General features: G+C 37.4%; 20 protein-coding genes. 8 read left to right on the forward strand and 12 right to left on the reverse strand.

The genetic code is table 11. From position 1 onward, the window contains the following. Nucleotides 1–94: 94 nt before the first annotated feature. Nucleotides 95–1,282 (forward strand): response regulator, encoded by a 1,188-nt coding sequence (locus tag ANA7108_RS26895; protein ID WP_016949830.1) that lies wholly within the window; start codon nt 95–97, stop codon nt 1,280–1,282. A gap of 18 nt (nt 1,283–1,300) precedes the next feature. On the opposite strand, the gene ANA7108_RS0105820 is transcribed toward ANA7108_RS26895, so the two are convergent. Continuing rightward, nucleotides 1,301–2,074, reverse strand: coding sequence for a class II glutamine amidotransferase (locus ANA7108_RS0105820; RefSeq protein WP_016949831.1), 774 nt, complete (start codon nt 2,072–2,074; stop codon nt 1,301–1,303). Between the two features lie 350 nt (nt 2,075–2,424). Here ANA7108_RS0105820 and msrB point away from each other — a divergent pair, with 350 nt between their 5' ends. From msrB to ANA7108_RS0105840, 4 genes are all read left to right on the forward strand, one after another. Further along, nucleotides 2,425–2,916 carry a peptide-methionine (R)-S-oxide reductase MsrB gene (msrB, locus tag ANA7108_RS0105825; protein ID WP_016949832.1) on the forward strand — a complete coding sequence of 164 codons (492 nt, stop codon included), beginning with the start codon at nt 2,425–2,427 and terminating at the stop codon, nt 2,914–2,916. A 267-nt stretch (nt 2,917–3,183) separates the two neighbouring features. Next, complete coding sequence (locus tag ANA7108_RS0105830; RefSeq protein WP_016949833.1) at nt 3,184–3,522, forward strand: hypothetical protein; 339 nt, start codon at nt 3,184–3,186, stop codon at nt 3,520–3,522. An 84-nt stretch (nt 3,523–3,606) separates the two neighbouring features. After that, nucleotides 3,607–4,191, forward strand: a complete 585-nt coding sequence (locus ANA7108_RS0105835) for an L-threonylcarbamoyladenylate synthase (protein ID WP_016949834.1) — start codon at nt 3,607–3,609, stop codon at nt 4,189–4,191. Nucleotides 4,192–4,205: 14 nt separating this feature from the next. Further along, nucleotides 4,206–5,144 carry a sensor histidine kinase KdpD gene (locus ANA7108_RS0105840; RefSeq protein WP_016949835.1) on the forward strand — a complete coding sequence of 313 codons (939 nt, stop codon included), beginning with the start codon at nt 4,206–4,208 and terminating at the stop codon, nt 5,142–5,144. Here the strand turns inward: ANA7108_RS0105840 and ANA7108_RS0105845 are convergent. From ANA7108_RS0105845 to ANA7108_RS0105870, 6 genes are all read right to left on the reverse strand, one after another. Beyond that, nucleotides 5,083–5,577: a GNAT family N-acetyltransferase gene (locus ANA7108_RS0105845; protein WP_016949836.1), complete on the reverse strand. Its 495-nt coding sequence runs from the start codon at nt 5,575–5,577 to the stop codon at nt 5,083–5,085. The two genes, ANA7108_RS0105840 and ANA7108_RS0105845, sit on opposite strands and share 62 nt — an antisense overlap. A gap of 121 nt (nt 5,578–5,698) precedes the next feature. Continuing rightward, nucleotides 5,699–6,112 (reverse strand): hypothetical protein, encoded by a 414-nt coding sequence (locus tag ANA7108_RS0105850; RefSeq protein ID WP_016949837.1) that lies wholly within the window; start codon nt 6,110–6,112, stop codon nt 5,699–5,701. 123 nt (nt 6,113–6,235) lie between these two features. Further along, on the reverse strand, nt 6,236–7,213 hold the full coding sequence (secF, locus tag ANA7108_RS0105855) for a protein translocase subunit SecF (protein ID WP_016949838.1): 978 nt from the start codon (nt 7,211–7,213) through the stop codon (nt 6,236–6,238). After that, on the reverse strand, nt 7,210–8,625 hold the full coding sequence (gene secD, locus ANA7108_RS0105860; protein ID WP_016949839.1) for a protein translocase subunit SecD: 1,416 nt from the start codon (nt 8,623–8,625) through the stop codon (nt 7,210–7,212). The genes secF and secD overlap by 4 nt, the downstream gene beginning before the upstream one ends. Before the next feature lie 143 nt (nt 8,626–8,768). Further along, entirely contained in the window at nt 8,769–9,752 is a 984-nt protein-coding gene (locus ANA7108_RS0105865) for an alpha-ketoacid dehydrogenase subunit beta (protein ID WP_016949840.1), read from the reverse strand. Nucleotides 9,753–9,857: 105 nt separating this feature from the next. Then, nucleotides 9,858–10,070 (reverse strand): helix-turn-helix transcriptional regulator, encoded by a 213-nt coding sequence (locus ANA7108_RS0105870; RefSeq protein WP_016949841.1) that lies wholly within the window; start codon nt 10,068–10,070, stop codon nt 9,858–9,860. 697 nt (nt 10,071–10,767) lie between these two features. On the opposite strand from ANA7108_RS0105870, the gene ANA7108_RS0105875 reads away from it, so the two are divergent. After that, entirely contained in the window at nt 10,768–12,069 is a 1,302-nt protein-coding gene (locus ANA7108_RS0105875) for a hypothetical protein (RefSeq protein ID WP_016949842.1), read from the forward strand. A 160-nt stretch (nt 12,070–12,229) separates the two neighbouring features. Here ANA7108_RS0105875 and ANA7108_RS0105880 read toward each other — a convergent pair whose 3' ends face one another. Further along, nucleotides 12,230–12,976, reverse strand: coding sequence for a cyclase family protein (locus ANA7108_RS0105880; RefSeq protein WP_026104004.1), 747 nt, complete (start codon nt 12,974–12,976; stop codon nt 12,230–12,232). A gap of 443 nt (nt 12,977–13,419) precedes the next feature. On the opposite strand from ANA7108_RS0105880, the gene ANA7108_RS0105885 reads away from it, so the two are divergent. Beyond that, nucleotides 13,420–14,388: a YegS/Rv2252/BmrU family lipid kinase gene (locus ANA7108_RS0105885; RefSeq protein ID WP_016949844.1), complete on the forward strand. Its 969-nt coding sequence runs from the start codon at nt 13,420–13,422 to the stop codon at nt 14,386–14,388. A 42-nt stretch (nt 14,389–14,430) separates the two neighbouring features. On the opposite strand, the gene ANA7108_RS0105890 is transcribed toward ANA7108_RS0105885, so the two are convergent. From ANA7108_RS0105890 to ANA7108_RS0105905, 4 genes are all read right to left on the reverse strand, one after another. After that, nucleotides 14,431–14,838 carry a hypothetical protein gene (locus ANA7108_RS0105890; protein WP_016949845.1) on the reverse strand — a complete coding sequence of 136 codons (408 nt, stop codon included), beginning with the start codon at nt 14,836–14,838 and terminating at the stop codon, nt 14,431–14,433. 610 nt (nt 14,839–15,448) lie between these two features. Continuing rightward, nucleotides 15,449–15,886 carry a CAAD domain-containing protein gene (locus ANA7108_RS0105895; protein ID WP_237741487.1) on the reverse strand — a complete coding sequence of 146 codons (438 nt, stop codon included), beginning with the start codon at nt 15,884–15,886 and terminating at the stop codon, nt 15,449–15,451. Nucleotides 15,887–16,095: 209 nt separating this feature from the next. After that, nucleotides 16,096–16,551, reverse strand: coding sequence for a BON domain-containing protein (locus tag ANA7108_RS0105900; protein ID WP_016949847.1), 456 nt, complete (start codon nt 16,549–16,551; stop codon nt 16,096–16,098). Between the two features lie 104 nt (nt 16,552–16,655). After that, nucleotides 16,656–17,315 carry a general stress protein gene (locus ANA7108_RS0105905; RefSeq protein WP_016949848.1) on the reverse strand — a complete coding sequence of 220 codons (660 nt, stop codon included), beginning with the start codon at nt 17,313–17,315 and terminating at the stop codon, nt 16,656–16,658. A 348-nt stretch (nt 17,316–17,663) separates the two neighbouring features. Here ANA7108_RS0105905 and ANA7108_RS0105910 point away from each other — a divergent pair, with 348 nt between their 5' ends. Further along, on the forward strand, nt 17,664–17,843 hold the full coding sequence (locus tag ANA7108_RS0105910; RefSeq protein ID WP_016949849.1) for a hypothetical protein: 180 nt from the start codon (nt 17,664–17,666) through the stop codon (nt 17,841–17,843). Nucleotides 17,844–17,893: the final 50 nt, after the last annotated feature.

The following is a 17,893-nucleotide window of genomic DNA, read 5'->3' on the forward strand; positions in this document are numbered from 1 at the left end:
ATTACCTAAACTTAAACTAAAGTTAATCTAAAAAGTATTTATACTTTAGAAATAAATGATACAAGTAAATAGTTCATGGATTAGCTAAAAAATCATGAAATTGGATACATTATTGCAAGAATTTAAAAAATGTAGTCTATTGCAATACAATGGAAAGCTATGTATTCAGGATTTACAGGGAACTAACTGGAATTTCTATTATCAATTAGGACAGATAGTTTGGGCAACAGGAGGATTACATCCTCGTAGACGTTGGCTAAGAAATATGAATTTAATTTGCCCAGAAATTAATATTAACAAAATTGAACTACGGGATGAAAATATCTTAGTTGATTATTGGGATTATCTACTGCTAGAAAATTTATATCACACACGTCAGATCAAGCAAGAACAATTTAATGATTTTGTTACAAATACTGTAGGGGAAATTTTATTTGATTTAGCACAACAAGCAAGTGTTGCTCATTTAAGTTGTGAAATCAACCAAGATACAATTTTCAAAGCACTGATGATTTCCACAAGTACAAATATGTTTATTAAGGAAATGCAAGATGCTTGGTATGATTGGTCAGAAGCTGGTTTAAAGAGAATTTCTCCTAATTTAGCACCAATTATAAAAAATCCTGAAAAACTCAGACAAGAAGTAAGTAAAGGTTTTTACACAAACTTTGAGAGATTAATAAATGGCCAACATACCCTATGGGATTTAGCTGTAAAAATGAATAAAAGTGTTTTGGCTGTCACTAATTCATTGAGGCTATTTATAGATAAAGGAATTGTTGAACTTATAGAAATACCTGATTTGCCATCATCAATAACAGCACTTCAAAACAGCCTTAATTATAAACATAATAAACAGCTAGATCAAAAAAATACTCCTCTCATTGCCTGTATTGATGATAGTATTTTAGTGTGTAAAATATTAGAGCGTATTATTGTATCTAACGGAATGAGATTTATTGGTATTCAAGATACTTTAGAAGCTCTACCGACATTAATTCAGCATAGACCAAACATGATATTTTTGGATTTGATTATGCCACTTAATAGTGGTTATCAAATTTGTGAACAATTGCGACGCTGTTCTTGTTTTGCTAATACACCAATTATTATCTTAACAGGTAGTGAAGGTGTTTTTGATAGATTTAGGTCTAAGGTATTTGGAGCGAATGGTTTTATGAACAAACCTATTTATAATGACAAAGTCATGCAGATAGTTCATAAGCATTTACAGATTAAATCACCAGAGATAAATATATCTGAGTTGGTCGTTCATGATTAAAATATTCTCTTAAACAAATTACCTGAATTTGAGTGGTAAACCATCCTGAAATACTAATAATTCTCCTGGTGGGATTGGTGTCCAAACTTCGTTATCAGTAAGGGGTGTAGTAGCGATAACAGCCACGCGATCACGCTGGGTTGTTAACTCACTAAAATCCACAGTCATATCTTCATCAATTAAGTGAGCATTTGCAAAAGGTGCTTGTCTGATAATGTAGCAGAGCTTGGTTGAGCAATGAGTAAAGAAATGTTCTCCATCTGATAATAGATAGTTGAAAACACCTATTGAGGATATTTGCTCGGTAATTTTACCCAGTATTTGGTAAAGTTCTTCTAAAGGTGGCTGTCCTTGAGGAAAATTTTCTCGTAAAGTGTTAAGCATCAAGCAAAATGCCTGTTCGCTATCTGTGTCACCTACAGGTTGAAAAAAACCATTATTTTCAACCGAAAAATCTGGCAAGTTACCATTGTGGGCAAATACCCAATACCTTCCCCACAGTTCTCGACGGAAAGGATGACAGTTTTCGAGAGTGACTTCACCTTGAGTAGCTTTACGGATATGGGCAATTACATGGGTAGAGTGGATGGGATAGCGCCGGACTAACTCCGCTAATGGAGAATCTATCGAGGGTTTGGCATCCAGAAATATCCGGCATCCTTTACCTTCAAAAAAAGCAATGCCCCAACCATCACTATGTTCATCGGTTTTGCCTCCCCGCGCAGAAAACCCTTCAAAGGAAAAGCAAATATCCGTTGGTACATTGCAGTTCATTCCCAGCAGTTGGCACATTAGTGTTGCAGTTCTGATGTTTAAGTTGATATAGCAATAGACTTTTCAGACTGTCGCCTGTCACTTCCTGTCACCTGCTATAACTGTAGACAAAGATACTTCAGAATAACTGATCTATGTTGATGCGATCGCTTCACTTTCTATATTTCTTACTGTTTTTTAGCAAATTTTAATTATTATCTCAGGTATTTCTCAGAGCGATCGCTGATGCTAGTGCAAGAAGCAGAAGGCAAGTGGCAAAAAAGTTTATCAGTTAGCTTTGTCCACTGAATAGTTATGTCAGCCAGCCTTAGGTAACTTTGGTTAAAGTTGGTTAACCCGATCAGGGAAAAATAGCAAATAATAGACATATGGACAAACGCCATTTTTTGCAAATTAGTGCCATCTTAGTTGGTACCGCCTTTTTTTCACGTTATATTAATTGGAGTTCAAAAACTATGGCATCTCAAACTGAGTTTGCAGTGACAAAACCTGAAAACGAGTGGAAATCGATTTTAACACCGGAACAGTTTCAGGTGTTGCGGAAACATGGCACAGAACGCGCCCACACTAGCCCCCTAGACAAAAATTATGCCCCCGGTACTTATGTTTGTGCTGGGTGTGGACAGGCTTTGTTTACCTCAGAAACCAAGTTTGACAGTGGTACGGGCTGGCCGAGCTTTTTTAAACCGATTGAGGGTGCGATCGCTACCACCACAGATCGGTCATTTTTTATGACTAGAATTGAAGTACATTGCAGTAATTGTGGTGGTCATTTAGGTCATGTCTTCAATGATGGACCTCAACCAACCGGTCTTCGCTACTGTATGAACGGTGTATCATTACAATTTACACCGGCGTAACTCACTAGTAAGCTGACGTGCTTTGAAATTACATAATCCGTAGTGTTATAAAAACGCACAAAGATACAGATGCAGTAATAGAGATTAAATGATAGTCAGCTTAAGCCTAAATTTTAAAATTCTTACAAGGGGTTCAAACCCCTTATTTTATTTTATTATAAGGAAGAAATTATCATAGAAACCTTGTCTAGCATGGAAAGCTGTAGTTTTTTCTGATGAGTGTTTAATGAAATTCTGGAACCACAAACGACAAGTAAGGATTAGATAATGCAAGTTCTCAAAAGAGCCATCAAACCAGAAAGTTATATATCGTTTCTCCACATCTACCAAACTACTTGGGGGACTGCTGGTGATATTTGTTTAGTTCGTGAATCTGTAGCTAAATCCAGTGCATCGAAGTTCATAGGACGTAAAATCCAACTAGCTCTCCCCAAAGGAATGGAACGTGATTATTTAGTAGGTGTTCCAGTCATAAAAGTTGCAGGTCATGTAGGTGATGGACATCCTAAAGATCCACAGTCTGAATGGGAGGCTTATGATGGAGTAGATCCAGAATTAGCCACTACTGTTTTAAAAATTTGGGGTTTTAAGTTAATTGAGTTGTAAGTAATTTTAGCACAGCTACACAGACAAAACCTGTCTCTACGGGTTTATCTGCAACATAAATAAGAAGAAATTTGCTGATATTTTATGAATGTTTCTCTAGAAGTCCTGATAGACGCTGCCAAAGTTGGAAAATTAATCAGCTTCCCCACAGATACTGTACCCGCACTAGCCACCATACCCACACAAGCAGAATTGATTTATGCTGCTAAACAAAGAAGTTTTGATAAACCTTTGATTTTAATGGCTGCTAAAGCTGAAGATTTATGGGATTATGTTCAAGGTAGCGATATTGAATATAAAATTTGGCAAGAAGTAGTTAGTAAATATTGGCCTGGTGCGTTAACTTTGGTTTTACCAGCTAGTAATAAAGTGCCTACAGTCATGAATCCTACTAATCCCAATACTATTGGAATTAGAGTCCCAAATCATCAAGTTGCTCAAACTATTTTGGCGCAAACTGGACTAATGGCTACAACTAGCGTCAATCTGTCAGGACAACCGGCTTTAGAAAATAGAGCCGAAATAGAAGTTAATTTTCCAGAAGTTTTAACTTTAGAATCGACAGAATATCAAGGTTTCGGAATACCTTCTACTGTTGCTAAATGGACAGGAAATGATTGGCAGATTTTGCGACAAGGTTCTATTAAATTGGATTTATATGAGAAATAGAATTAAAAAAAATTATGAATTTTATTAATTGGTTATATATGGGATTAGGAATAGGCATAGGCATAGGTTTTTGTAAATTCTTCCTACAGTCATCAAAATCTCCATCCAGCCCTGCACCAATTACCCCACAACAGCAGGAAACTAAAATTGCAGAAATTTTAGCAGAATTAAACAAAACTCAATTAGCCTACGAAATGGCTAGGGAAATGAGTCAGTTTAAAGCCGGTTTTTTAGCTAGAACTACCCATGAATTGCGATCGCCACTCAATGGTTTAATAGGACTACATCAGCTAATATTGCATGATTTATGCGAAAATCCAGCAGAGGAAAGGGAATTTGTCGCCCAAGCTTATGAGCGATCGCTAAAATTGCTGAAAATGATTGATGAAATTCTCAGCATTGCTAGAACAGAACATGGGACAAACAACTTAGAAATTCAGTCCATACAGCTAACTCAAGTTTTACAAGAAGTTCATAAATCAACTTATGTATTAGCAGCTAATCGTAATTATCCTTTTACTGTGTCACTTCCAGAATCGGAAATTTATGTTCTAGCAGATATGCGTTGGCTACGCCAAATATTGCTAAATTTAGTAGACACTACAATTTCTCAGATGGAAGAAGGTAATATTTGTCTTTCTACTAGTGTTGTACCTGAAAATAATTGTGTTTATATCTGGTTAGATGTGCCGACTCATGCTGTAATATCTAATGAGCCTATCGATTTGATTGCACTTGAAAAGACTACAGATCAGAAAAATACCGATTTGTCACCAGGAATGAAACTATTACTCAACCAAAGATTATTAGCAGTGATGGGAGGAAAACTAGAAGTGATCACATCTCCCATCACCCAAGAAATAACGCAAGATTGGACTAGGTTACAAGTCTCTATCCCCCTAGCGACTCCTGAAGCTGAATTTCTTCAGTCCCCCCAAGAACAGGAAAACTAGGCTGATTACATAACACCATTGTGGTTGTGCTATTAGTTTGAAAACCAATCTTTTCGTAAAATGCCTGTTGATGTGTAGTCATCAGATAAACACGTTCTACTTGCATTCGTGGATGACTCAAAACGGTTTCTACTAACTTAATTCCTAGTCCATTACCTTGATACTTTGGGTGGATGACAACATCCCAAATTGTAGCGCGATAGATGCCATCAGAAGTTGCTCTAGCAAAGCCAATTAATTGCTCTTTATCCCACACAGAAATCACTGGTTCACTATTGGCAATAGCTATACCTAAATCCTCAATACTACGCTCTGTTGCCCAAAAAGCTGCAATATTAAACAGGTTCTGAAGTTGGTAAAGATCAATTTCTGAAGCGTGTTTTCCTGTGGTGTAACTACGCTGCTCTCTAAAGTGAATATGAGAATAGTTCATGTTTAGACACCCAACTATAGCAGTATCTGGACTTTTGTTATGTCATATTTAGCTTGAAATAACTGAAGCTGTATATGTATATGCAACTCAAAAATTCAAAAAACTCCTTCCTTTTGCCTATTCACTGACAAACCCACTTCCAAAGCGGATGAGTAGTACCCTGCTGACGGATTCGACAAACTTGTATTTCTAAGCGTTGCTGTTCTTTTTGTGGTAGTCCCCAAAGAATATTCCGACTTTGCCAAACTAAAACAGAAACAGTTACCGCAATACAAAAGGATAAACCTAGAGTAGCTAGTGGATGAAAAAAGAGTCCATATCGCACTGCTACCCAAGTAAAATATTGTTGCCACAATGCAATTTCTGCACGTAAATTCCACAAGCAAGCCGGTGCTATCAAGAGCCAAGCACAGCCAGCAAATAACCATCTGCCATATACTGTTAATTGGTGTAACCTTTCTACTTGGCGAATAAAAGAAGCTTCAGATTTTTCAAAGCTTGAGTTATGAATTAGTGGTTCTTCCTGTTGAGCCATAGGACAATAAAACTACAATATAGCAAGAAGCTGGGAATGCAGGGAATTCACAAGAATTAGGGGAAATTTTCCTAATTTAAGAATTACGAATTATATTAATCCTATTTTGAACTAATTCCTGAGCTAACTATCTTGAGAACTAACGGTTGTATTAATTGCTTCAATTGTAGATGTTTCTGTGCGCTCTCGCCACCAAGTTAATAGTGTACTGGCGATGAAAATACTGGAATAAGCCCCCATAATAAAGCCAATAATTAGAGCCAAAGAGAAATAATGCAGTGTTTCTCCACCAAATAGGAAGATAGCAGATAATGTCAGTAAGGTTGTTAAAGTCGTGTTGATTGACCTAGATAAAGTTTGGTTAACAGCATCATCAACAATTTCCGCAATGGGACGTTCGGGATTGAGTTTGAGAGTTTCCCGAATCCGGTCATAAATTACCACAGTATCGTTAACTGAGAAACCTGTGATGGTCAGCAACGCGACAATAAAAAGACTATCTACTTCTATACCTGCAACTAATCCCAAAATTGAGAATATGCCAACTGTGATTAAAATATCGTGGAACAGAGCCACAATCGCAAACAGGGCATAGTCTAACTGGAAACGGAAACTCATATAGATAGTAATACCCACAAAGGAAACTATCAGAGCTAAGATTCCCGACCTAAATAACTCTTTTCCTAAAGTCGGTCCTACAGAGTCAATTTGGTTTTTTTGCGGGTCGAAAGTACCAACTTTTTCGCTTAAGGCGTTTTGCAACTTGCTACGCTGGTCAGTCTCCAAGTTTTTTGTGCGAATGGTAATGCCATTTTCTTTACCATTTTCGGAAATTAATTGGATGCTACTATCTCCAAGTCCTTGTGATTTAGCAACTTCCCGAACGGCGTTGATATCTATTGGTTGGTCACAGTTATTAGGTAGACTACAGTCTCGGACTAGCTGCAATCGTGTCCCACCGATAAAATCTAAACTGGGGCGTAGAGGTGCTTTGATACCTGGTGTTTGCCAAGAAATCACCATTGAGACGATACCGCTAAGAATGATAGCAGCCGAAATACTCCACCAGAGCGATCGCGCTTTGTTAATACTTAGTTTCATTGAGCTACCTCTGCTTTATTCACTTTTGGCACATTAGGACAATAAAGTTCTGTTTTCCGCCAAGCAGGAATGGAAATAGCCAAAAACATTAATGTGCGACTACAGGTAATGGCTGTAAACATACTCACTGCTACCCCTAAAGCTAAAGTGAGAGCAAAGCCTTTTACTAATCCTGAACCTAACCAAAACAGTGCTGCACAAGCAATCCAGGTAGTAACATTACTGTCTAAAATACTGGAAAATGCCCTGTAAAAACCAGATTCTACAGAACGATATAAAGATTTACCTGCTTGCAATTCTTCCCTTGTCCGTTCAAAAATTAACACGTTAGCATCTACAGCCATACCAATACTGAGAATAAAACCAGCAATTCCCGGTAAGGTCAGGGTGATACCCAATAAACAAAAAGCAGCCCAAGTCAGAAGCGAGTAGATCACGAGCGATAAATCAGCAATAAGTCCTGGTAGTCTATAGTACAAAACCATAAAAATAAATACTAAAGTCAGACCACCGATACCAGCGTAAATGCTGCGCTGAATACTGTCTTTACCTAAAGTTGCTCCTACTGTCCGTCTTTCAGCAATTTCTACAGGTACAGGTAACGCGCCACCTCGTAACTGCACACCTAAGTTGTTAGCTTCTTGGGCTTGAAACCGACCTGTAATCACCGCAGAACCGCCTGTAATTCCTGCTGTAGCAAACTCTGCACCCACGGTAGGAGAACTAATGAGTTCATTGTCCAGAAAAATACCGATACCGCGTCCAGTTCCCGCTAGGGTTTTAGTCAAATCCGCAAAAAGTTTACCACCCTGTTCATCAAAACGAATAGCAACATTCCAACTGCCACCCTGTTGAGTGGGTTCACCGTAGGCATCTTTGAGGTATTTACCTGTAAGTGGTGGGTTGGTACTTTCAAATAATTCTACAAGGGCTTGATTGCTTTTCTTGATATCTTCCTGATTTTTAGCAATTGCCTCTTTGTCACCACTCTTTCTCAACTCTTCTTGTTTAGCTTTGAGTTCGGAGCGTGATACTTGCAGGGCTAAAACTTGAGTTTCTGTATTTGGTTTTTGAGTCTTAAATTCTAACTGAGCTGTACCCCCTAGTACCCTTTCTGCTTGTTCTGGGTCATTCACACCCGGCAGTTGTACTAATATTTTATCTAAACCTACAGTTTGAATTACTGGTTCCGAAACACCTAAACCATTAATTCGTCCTTCCACCACCTTCTTCACGGCCTCCAATTCTCTTTCGGTGATTTGCTTAATTTCCGCTGTTGGTTTCACCTGAATTGTAAGCTGTGAGCCGCCCCGCAAGTCCAGCCCCAATGGTACGGGAATTGTCGCAATCACCGCAATAGCGGCAATGACCAAAACTATAATCAACGCTAATAGCGATCGCTGTCTTTGCATACTATCACTCACAACTGACAAATGCTATAATAGCGTTCTTTGATCCCGTTGTGAGTAGAAGTTTTGATAGGGAACAGGGAACAGGTGACAGGTAACAGGCAAGAGAAAGAATTTTCAAAATTGCATTACCCATCACCAATTACCTAAACTCGCAAAGCTACCATTTTTTGGACTGCTTCGACGATTTGCTCTGGTTGGATAATTGTTAAACGCTCAAGATTACCGTTGTAAGGTGTGGGTATATCTTGGGAAGAAAGCCGCAGTACCGGGGCATCTAATTCGTCAAATAAGCGATCATTGATAGAAGCGGTTAATTCTGCGCCAATACCTCCAGTTCTCATGCACTCTTCGACAATAATCACACGGTGGGTTTTCCGTATTGATGCGCCAATGGTATCAAAATCTAGAGGTTTGAGAGATATCAAATCAATAACTTCTGGATCGTATCCTTGTTTTTCCAAAGTTTTTACGGCTTGCAGTACATGATACCGCATCCGAGAATAGGTCAAAATCGTCACATCTTTCCCTTGACGGACTACTTCTGCTTTATCCAGTGGTAGTACATATTCTGTTTCTGGCAGATTTTCTTTTAAGTTATAAAGCAAAACGTGTTCAAAAAATAACACGGGATTATCATCGCGGATTGCGGCTTTGAGTAGTCCTTTGGCGTTGTAAGGTGTGGAACAAGCAACAATCTTTAACCCTGGAACGGCTTGGAAATAAGCTTCTAGTCGCTGAGAATGTTCTGCACCTAGCTGTCTACCTACACCACCTGGACCACGAATGACCATAGGAATTTTAAAGTTACCGCCAGAAGTGTAGCGCAACATACCAGCGTTGTTAGAGATTTGGTTGAAGGCTAATAGCAAAAAGCCCATATTCATACCTTCAATGATAGGTCTTAACCCCGTCATTGCGGCTCCTACAGCCAACCCTGTAAAGCTATTTTCGGCAATAGGGGTGTCTAAAACTCTGAGTTCGCCATACTTTTGATATAGGTCTTTGGTTACTTTATAGGAACCTCCGTACTGTCCTACGTCTTCACCAAGAACGAATACGCTAGAGTCACGCGCCATTTCTTCATCAATGGCTTCCCGTAGGGCGTTAAAAAATAGTGTTTCTGCCATTTAGACCTTGAGTACAATTTATTGTTTTAGAATTTTATCGTGTGATTGTCCCCAATACCGTCAGCGATCGCACTCTTATTGGAGACTAGGAACTGGGGACATATCCTAATCTTCTACCACTTCATATAAATCTTCAATCAAAACTTCAAACGTCCGTGCCAACTTGTCTAAAGCTGTAACGTCAACAGTTGCCAAGCCAGGAGAACGGGCATAAACCTTCAGCGCACTGTAGCCTACCCCGGAACGGTCAGACAATTCTTTCAGCGTCCAGCCTTTTTCCGAGGCAAACTCACGAATTCGCAACCTTACCAAACCCATACTTGACAAAAGGTATATATGTACCCTTTAATATCCATTGTCATAATAAAAAGCGATCCTGTCCACTCTACCAAATAAAAGTGTGATCGGCAAGATGAAGTGAGACAATTACGGTTAAAACCTTTTTTGGGGAATTATTTATCAGCTATTTCTGTCCATTCTAGAAATTTATTTAAGGCTTCATCACTGGTTATTTAACTGTCAAATATATCGCAAATTTCTTCTTTGATTCGATACATATCTCTTCAAAAAAGAGCGATTTTTTTAACTGCTTGGTTTTTTCTTTAACTAATCAACTTATTGTTATTTATAAGAATATTTCTACAAATACCATACACTCACAAAAAATAATTTATAGTGTTTTTACAATCAATAAAACAGGAAATATTAATAGCATAAATTATGAAAAATATAGTAACAAAAGTATCAAAATAGCCAACAAATATTTTGTTGTTTAGATTTAGATTATATAGATATAAATTAAGCATTTATGGATTTTGTCAAGATATCAATAAATTTTCATAAATATCTAAAAAAAATTAGTGCAAAATCTAAGTTTATCTGTTAATAATTAAGGTTATTAATTGCTTTTTCACAAAATAAAAGTAATTAATAATACCGAGGTATAATAGCCTATAAAGTGCTTTTGCCTTGAGCATACAAACAAATTTAGAAATTAATTTCCTAACTTAGACTTATGAATATCCTCTCCAATCAGAAATTTCAAATCACAGCAGGTATTGTCAGTTTAGTACTGGTTAATTTAGCTAATAACTATCTAGCTTCACAGTCTGTTAATAAGCCGCTAATTCAGCAACAACAAGTTACACCTAATTTAGCTTTTATTCAGCCTTTAAATACTCCTCAATCTCAAACTTACCTGACTAAAGCGCCGAGTAGTAATTTTATCAATCAGCAAATATCGGATCTAAATATCACCCAAAAATCTAAAAACACATCCGTATTCTATTCTGTTGTTGATGAGTGGAAAAAATATCAATATAGTGTAAATGGTAATCATGTTTTAAAAGCTGTCAACTTACCAACTACCAAAGTTAATTTTAATCAAACAGATTTATTAACAGTTCTGACAAATACTAGAAAATATTTCCAAGATTATGCCCAAAAAGACCCTGATATTTCTCGAAATGGACTCCTACTAAGTCAAGGAGTCACGTTAGAAGATATTCTCAAGACTTTAGATTTTATGATTACGGTTTTACAGGAAGATATTAGTAATAATCGTGTCACTCGGTTACAAGATCCAAATTTTATTAATGCCAATTTTCGAGTAATTAAATGGTCTGCTTATAACCCTGAAAAGCCAAAACAGACAAAGTTAAGAATTACAAAATATGCTGTTTTTACTCATCCTGGCTCTCGCAGTAAAACTTCTAACTATAATGTACCAATCTATAGTCTAAAAGAAAATTTACCTAATAATAATTTTTATATGAAATATACAAAACAAGATGTTTTGTCAGGTATTTATGAACCTGGAGGTAAAGAATTTGGTAAAGTTGAACCTTTAGCATATTTAACTCGTGAAGGTTTAGAAGAAGCATTAATGCAAGGAACCATTTTGATTAATTTTACAGATGGTTCTAAAGCATTTTTTAATGTCGATAGAAATAATGGCATATCCTATATTAAAGGCTTAAAACCTACAGCACAAAAACGTTATTGGTATTTTAGAAAAGTTGATGAAATCAAAGGTTACGGACACAAAATAGATGCAAAAATTTCTATCAAACCAGGAGTAACTTTTGCAGGAGATGTGTTAAATATGGGATTAGGAAGGGTAATTATTATGGAGTATAATCAAGCTGGACGTAAACGTTTACAAATGGGAGTAATTGCAGATACTGGTGGGGCATTTTTGCCAAATCTTGCTCAACTCGATTTTTTGGCAGGTATTTTTCAAAATCAACAAGAATTTAGGCAGCATATTCAGGAATTACCAGAGTATGCTACTGCATATATTTTAGTGAAAAAGTAAAAATGTCCTCAGAATAAAGTTTTGGGACTATACAGACAAAGCCCGCTTCGGTGGGCTAATTATATTATCTCCGGTTGAATACCTGTTATTAGAAAACCACACGGAAACACGGAGATTTTTTTTGATCAGCTTCATAAAATGGTATAGATTATTGCTTAAGTCAAAATAACGCCATCACCGCAGCAGGAGAACCGGAACCGCCCCGCAAGCGAAGAATACCAATCACTAGAGTAGCACCCTGAGGTGGTAATTGATCTAAATTAGTCAAGTTTTCTAACACTATAAGCGATTGGTTTTGGGACTGTATTCTCTGTAATTTCTCTAGTAACAACCGATTAGTAGTAAAATTAGTATCTTGTCCTGAATCTACGCCGTGGGTATCAATTCCCACTCCAGCAATTTGCCTTTCCGTTATTAAGAACTGAGTTGCATCACTCCCAAAGCCTGGAAAATGCATATTTCCTTGTTCATCTTGGTTTAAGAAGGCGATTTTATTCAGCCATTTAGCTTGCCATCCTGTATAAAGTAGCACGGCACTGCCAGCGGAAATAGTTCCATATTCTGCTTCCCAAGTCAAAATATCAGCAATAGTGAGAAGATAATCAGCATTAACTGCTGCTTGTTCACAGATATCTATAACTACCGCAGGTACTACCAGAGATTGGGCTGGGTATTCATGAATACTCGTACCATTAGTGTAAAAACTATTAGGGGCATTAATATGAGTAGCGCTATGTTCACCCAGAGAAAAACGTCGGAGATAGTAGCCATCATCTTGCAGTTCAGCAACAGTAGTAAATATTACAGGTGGATCACCTGGCCATTGAGGGATACGTGTATCGATTACGTGACTCAGGTGAATGACGCAGGAGTAGAGAATACTATTTTGCTGGTGAGTGTGTGTAATAGCGTTCCTCTCTTATTTAGCTACTGCTATCATCTTTAACAATTCAAAATAAGAATTGTAGATACTTGTCTATTTTACATTTAATTATACACACCTACTTACTTAATTGCTCATAAATAATCCCCCAATTTCTGTAATTAACAGGTTTTCGGGGGTTTAAAATGTTGCAGCAAAAAATGAATTCAATATCAGTGAACAATCAAAATGTTAATTTATGAGCAAGAAAAGGTTAATTTTAGCTAAAATTCTCCTTTTGATACTGGCTTACTTTTAGGTTGATATAAATAGGCAGCAGGAGAAAAGAATCAGAGACTAATAATTTGGATTAGGCAGTTCGTGAAATGGTATGATGATGATTTGAAAAAATTAGATAAAATAAATAAAATTTGATAGTATATTTACCTGCAATATACTATATATAAGTCAACCTATTTTTTATCCCTATGAACCGTTCAGCCTGCCTGATCTTTAATCCTGTTGCAGGTCAGGGTAATTCAGAATTAGAATTAGAGCAAATCAGGACAATATTAGAGCCAGAAATTGACTTAGATATTTATTTCACAACCGCAGAAATAGATGCTGATGAACTAGCAAAGGCAGCAGTAGCTAGGGGAGTGGAGGAGATTATTGTTTCTGGGGGAGATGGAACTTTATCCGCTGCTGCGGCGGCTGTAATTAATACAAGTATTCCCTTTGGCATTATTTCACGGGGAACAGCAAATGCTTTTGCCTCAGCTTTAAATATTCCTAATACAATCGTCGCAGCTTGTGAAACAATTTTACAAGGTAAAACCCGCACAGTAGATATAGCCTATTGTAATGATCAACCGATGGTTTTATTGGTAGGTATTGGCTTTGAAGCGGGAGCAGTCGAGAAAGCAGATAGGGAAGCTAAAAATCGGTTTGGGATGGTAGCTTATATTTTAGCAGGCATCCAAGAACTACAAAATTTACAGAAATTTGCCGTCGAAATTGAAACAGAAAATAAGATAATTAGAACTATTGCATCAGCAGTGACAGTTGCAAATGCTGCACCTCCCACATCAGTTTTAGCTCAGGGGCCAGCGGGGATTATTTTTGATGATGGATTGCTAGATTTAACAATTGTAGCTCCAGAGAGTAAAGCAGGTGCGATCGCTGCCACGTTCCATTTATTTCAAACAGCTTCCACAGGTATTGCAGCGGAACGGGATGATATTGGCTATCTGCGAAGTAAACAGTTTAAAATCACAACTGACCCACCACAAAAGATAGTTATAGATGGGGAAATAGTGGGTACAACTCCTGTGGAAATTAAATGTATACCAGGTGGATTAAAGATTTTTGTCCCATCAGTAGCAGAAGAAATACTCACTGAAAAATTAGAAGGATTGCCCGATTTGAATGTGGAAATGAAATACTCCTGTGAATAATGAGTGCAATTACTTGATTGCACCCAGAACAGCGAATATTTACTAAATCATTCCAGTTCCTTTACGTCGTTGGTCATTATTTTCTGTCAATTCACCGGGGTTATGTTCATTAATTTCTCGAAGTTCCTTAAGGCGTTCTGCTGCATCTCTGGTTAGTTCTTCTCGCGCATCACCTGGAACTTGATAATACATTTCCGGTTCTACCGGATAGTTGTTCAACAGACCTTCTTGATCAACTGTGTAACCATCGGTGGTGCGGACGCTTTCATCATTACTTTGGTCATCTGTAGGCGCACTTGAGAGTTTTTCTTCCGTGGGAATTTTTTTATAATTTTCTCCTTCTCTGGCTATGCGTGCTGCTGTTTCTGCCGGAATGATGCCTCGATCATATGTATCTGAATCAACCCGATGAGCAGAATCAATTGTTTTTTTACCTGCTTCATTAGCCATCAATTTAGTCCTCGTTATCTTTGTATAACTTCGAGACTAGATTATAATTTTGGAGATAGTAAATATACTATCTAAAGAAGTATATATATTAAGAATATTTACTAAACTTCTCTGTCTAAAGATTTATTCATCATATAAAAAATAGTCAATGACTCAATAAGTTATTCCCAAAGCCTAAAACGAGGCAATTTCGTTCATTCAGATCATGGTAAGTTTGTATAAGTAGGTAAACAGAAAAATTTAAAGGTATGTGAAGAAAAGTAAATAGGGCTGAAACCCTCTTTCCCTCTGCTCCCTGCCCCCTGCTCCCTGCCTTACCCCAACGACAATTTTTAACGCCCACCTACTTAGTGCGTAAGTCCTAAACTCTTCCAAACTCTTATTCCTCCGTGTCCTCTGCGCTGATTTTATTCATGATTTTACGTAAGTCATGACTACAGAAGATGGCAAATTGCTGGAGTTAAAAACTGAAAACTAAAGCATGGCTTACGCCAAGCTGTGCTATCAACTATTTTTAGTTGAATTAAATAAAAAATTTAGGGTAGAAACTGCCTACCCTAACTTCAATTAGCTAATGAATTTATCTTCAAAAGCACTGAAAAATTTAATCTCAAAGTTGCTGTTTCAGCAAACTAACTTTCTGCGATAATTCCTGCCGTGTTTCAGCTTTGATGAGATAACGGAAAGTAAACCAGATGGCATAAACTAAACCAATTATCTCAAAAATAGGTGCTAACAACGGTACATCATCAATAGCATCTAGGATTGCTAGAGCTACTTTGACGGTCACAAGGGCAGATAAGATTAAAACAACAGTTAGTAAAGCCTGCTTGTTTTGGTTCAAAAAACTACCTAAATAATCAGGTAGCTGCGCTAAGAAGTCGAAAATTTGTCTGTTAATTCGCTGCCATTGAGCTTCTGGTTCCTTAGCTGGCGGAAGCTTTGGCAAATTTGCAGCTTCTGCACCCTCAAGAGCTAAAAAATCTTGAGAAGAAACGGAATTAGCTGATCCTGGTTGCTGTTGTTGAGTTTCCATAATGTTTGCCATTTGGCGGCCACAACAGTTTTGATAAGTAACTGGACTTAAATTAATATACCAGTCTAGACTGAAAATACCCCAGTCAAAAAAATTTCTCTTTTAACAGAGAAGTCTCTTCAGGTTCGCTTATTTTTAGGTTGTGAGCAGAGTATCGCCCTACTGTGATTGTCAATGGTGCAAGATATCAGCAGACTTAGTAGTGATAACTGTTAATAGTTTCAGCTTTTTGGTGGTATGGTCTTAGCTTTGACAATTACTTTTTTCACTCCCTTAATTTCTTTTGTTAAAGGTTCAATCTTTGCTAACTGATCTTCCTGACTCACAGTTCCTGTTACTGTAACTGTACCATCTTTAGTCGCATTAACTGTTAATGCACTACCAGGAATATTCGCCTCTAATTTAGAGCGGACTTCACTTGCTAAGTCGGCTGCGGCTCTATCAGTATCACCACCAGTAATTAAATTTCGTTCTTCACGAGCGCGAATATCAGAATTGAGTTGTCTTCTACGGAGTTCACTTTGGGCATCTTCCTTAGCTGCTTGTGTGGTTTGTGCAGCCGGACTTGCTGGAACTTCTCCAGCATCAGGTGCAGTGACGGCTGTCTTGGAAGTATTATCACAAGCAGCGCTAAAAAGTAAAATTGAACTAATTAAGAATGAAGTTAGTCTTTTCATTAGTGTAGGTCTTGATATCAAGATAAAATGTCGGTTCTTGGATAAGAGATAAGAGCAAAATTTTCATGATCTTGCTCTTAAAATAAGGATCTGGAGAATAAGAATTAAACTGTTTTTTCTCGATGATCAACAACAATGATTGGAGGTTCTTCAGGGTGATGCATAGGAACTGTTTCAGCTTGTTTGATTCGCTCGACACTGGGTTGATCTTTATTAAGATCACGAGCATCATAGACTTCAAAGTCTTCAACGCCCCGATTATGGAGAATTTCTCTTACTCTAGTCAGTTCCGCGTCTGTACCATCGATTATGACTAAATAAGCTCCTTGTTCGACTCTTTCGTTGTAAATTCTGGCTCGTTCTTCGGGAATTCCTAAGCCAATCAAACCACCAATTAAACTACCTGCTACTGCACCAATACCAGCACCTGCAACAGTTGTAGCTAAGGCGGTGGCTACTCCTCCTGCCAGCATAATTGGACCAACGCCGGGAATTGCTAAAGTCCCCAAACCAATTAATAAGCCAGTCAATCCACCTACCGTACCACCAGAAATTCCCCCAACTTTTGCTCCTTCTTCAGACTTATCTCCAACTTTTTCTGTTACTTGTGTACCAGCAATATCTTCTTTGTTATCTCTATCCTTGGCAATAATAGAAACTTTTTCCATTGGAAAGCCTGAATTTTTTAAGTCATGCAGCGCTTGTTCAGCATCACGACGATGAGAAAATACGCCTACAGCACGCCTATTTACACCTATAACCATATTTATATTCCTCCAGAAATATAAAAGTATTATTCTCGAACTATTCCCGAATTTATTCCAGGCAATAACTTAATTACTACATGGTTTAATTAAGTTTCCATCAATCTTTTGGAGGAAGTTAATGTTCTACCATTAGGTATAAATAAACTCCCTATCATGCCTTTTTAAGGCATTAAAAATAAGAAATAAGTAAAAAATGTAGGTGATACAGATCACAATAGCCTTGGTTTTCAATCATTGATAAATGATTAAATTATCACCTATATTTTAGATGGGATAGTAAACTATATTTCAATAAGAAAATCAACATTTAAGTGATGATTGACTGATTGAGGGAGAATTAAGTTGATGATGGTAGAAAAATTATTACTAGCAATTATTTCAACATTTAGTTTCAGCTTATTTACTGATATAGGTTGGTCTAATTCTAACTATAGGCTCGCCAAAACTATTTCACATCACCAAGAGGCTTTTACTCTGACTCAACGTCGCCAAACCAAGTCTAAGACAAATACGGTGGTCGATTGATTTAGATTACTCATATTATCATTAAGTATAAATCTCAATCAGCTACCATT

It is taken from the genome of Anabaena sp. PCC 7108, assembly GCF_000332135.1.
Taxonomy (GTDB): Bacteria; Cyanobacteriota; Cyanobacteriia; order Cyanobacteriales; family Nostocaceae; genus Anabaena.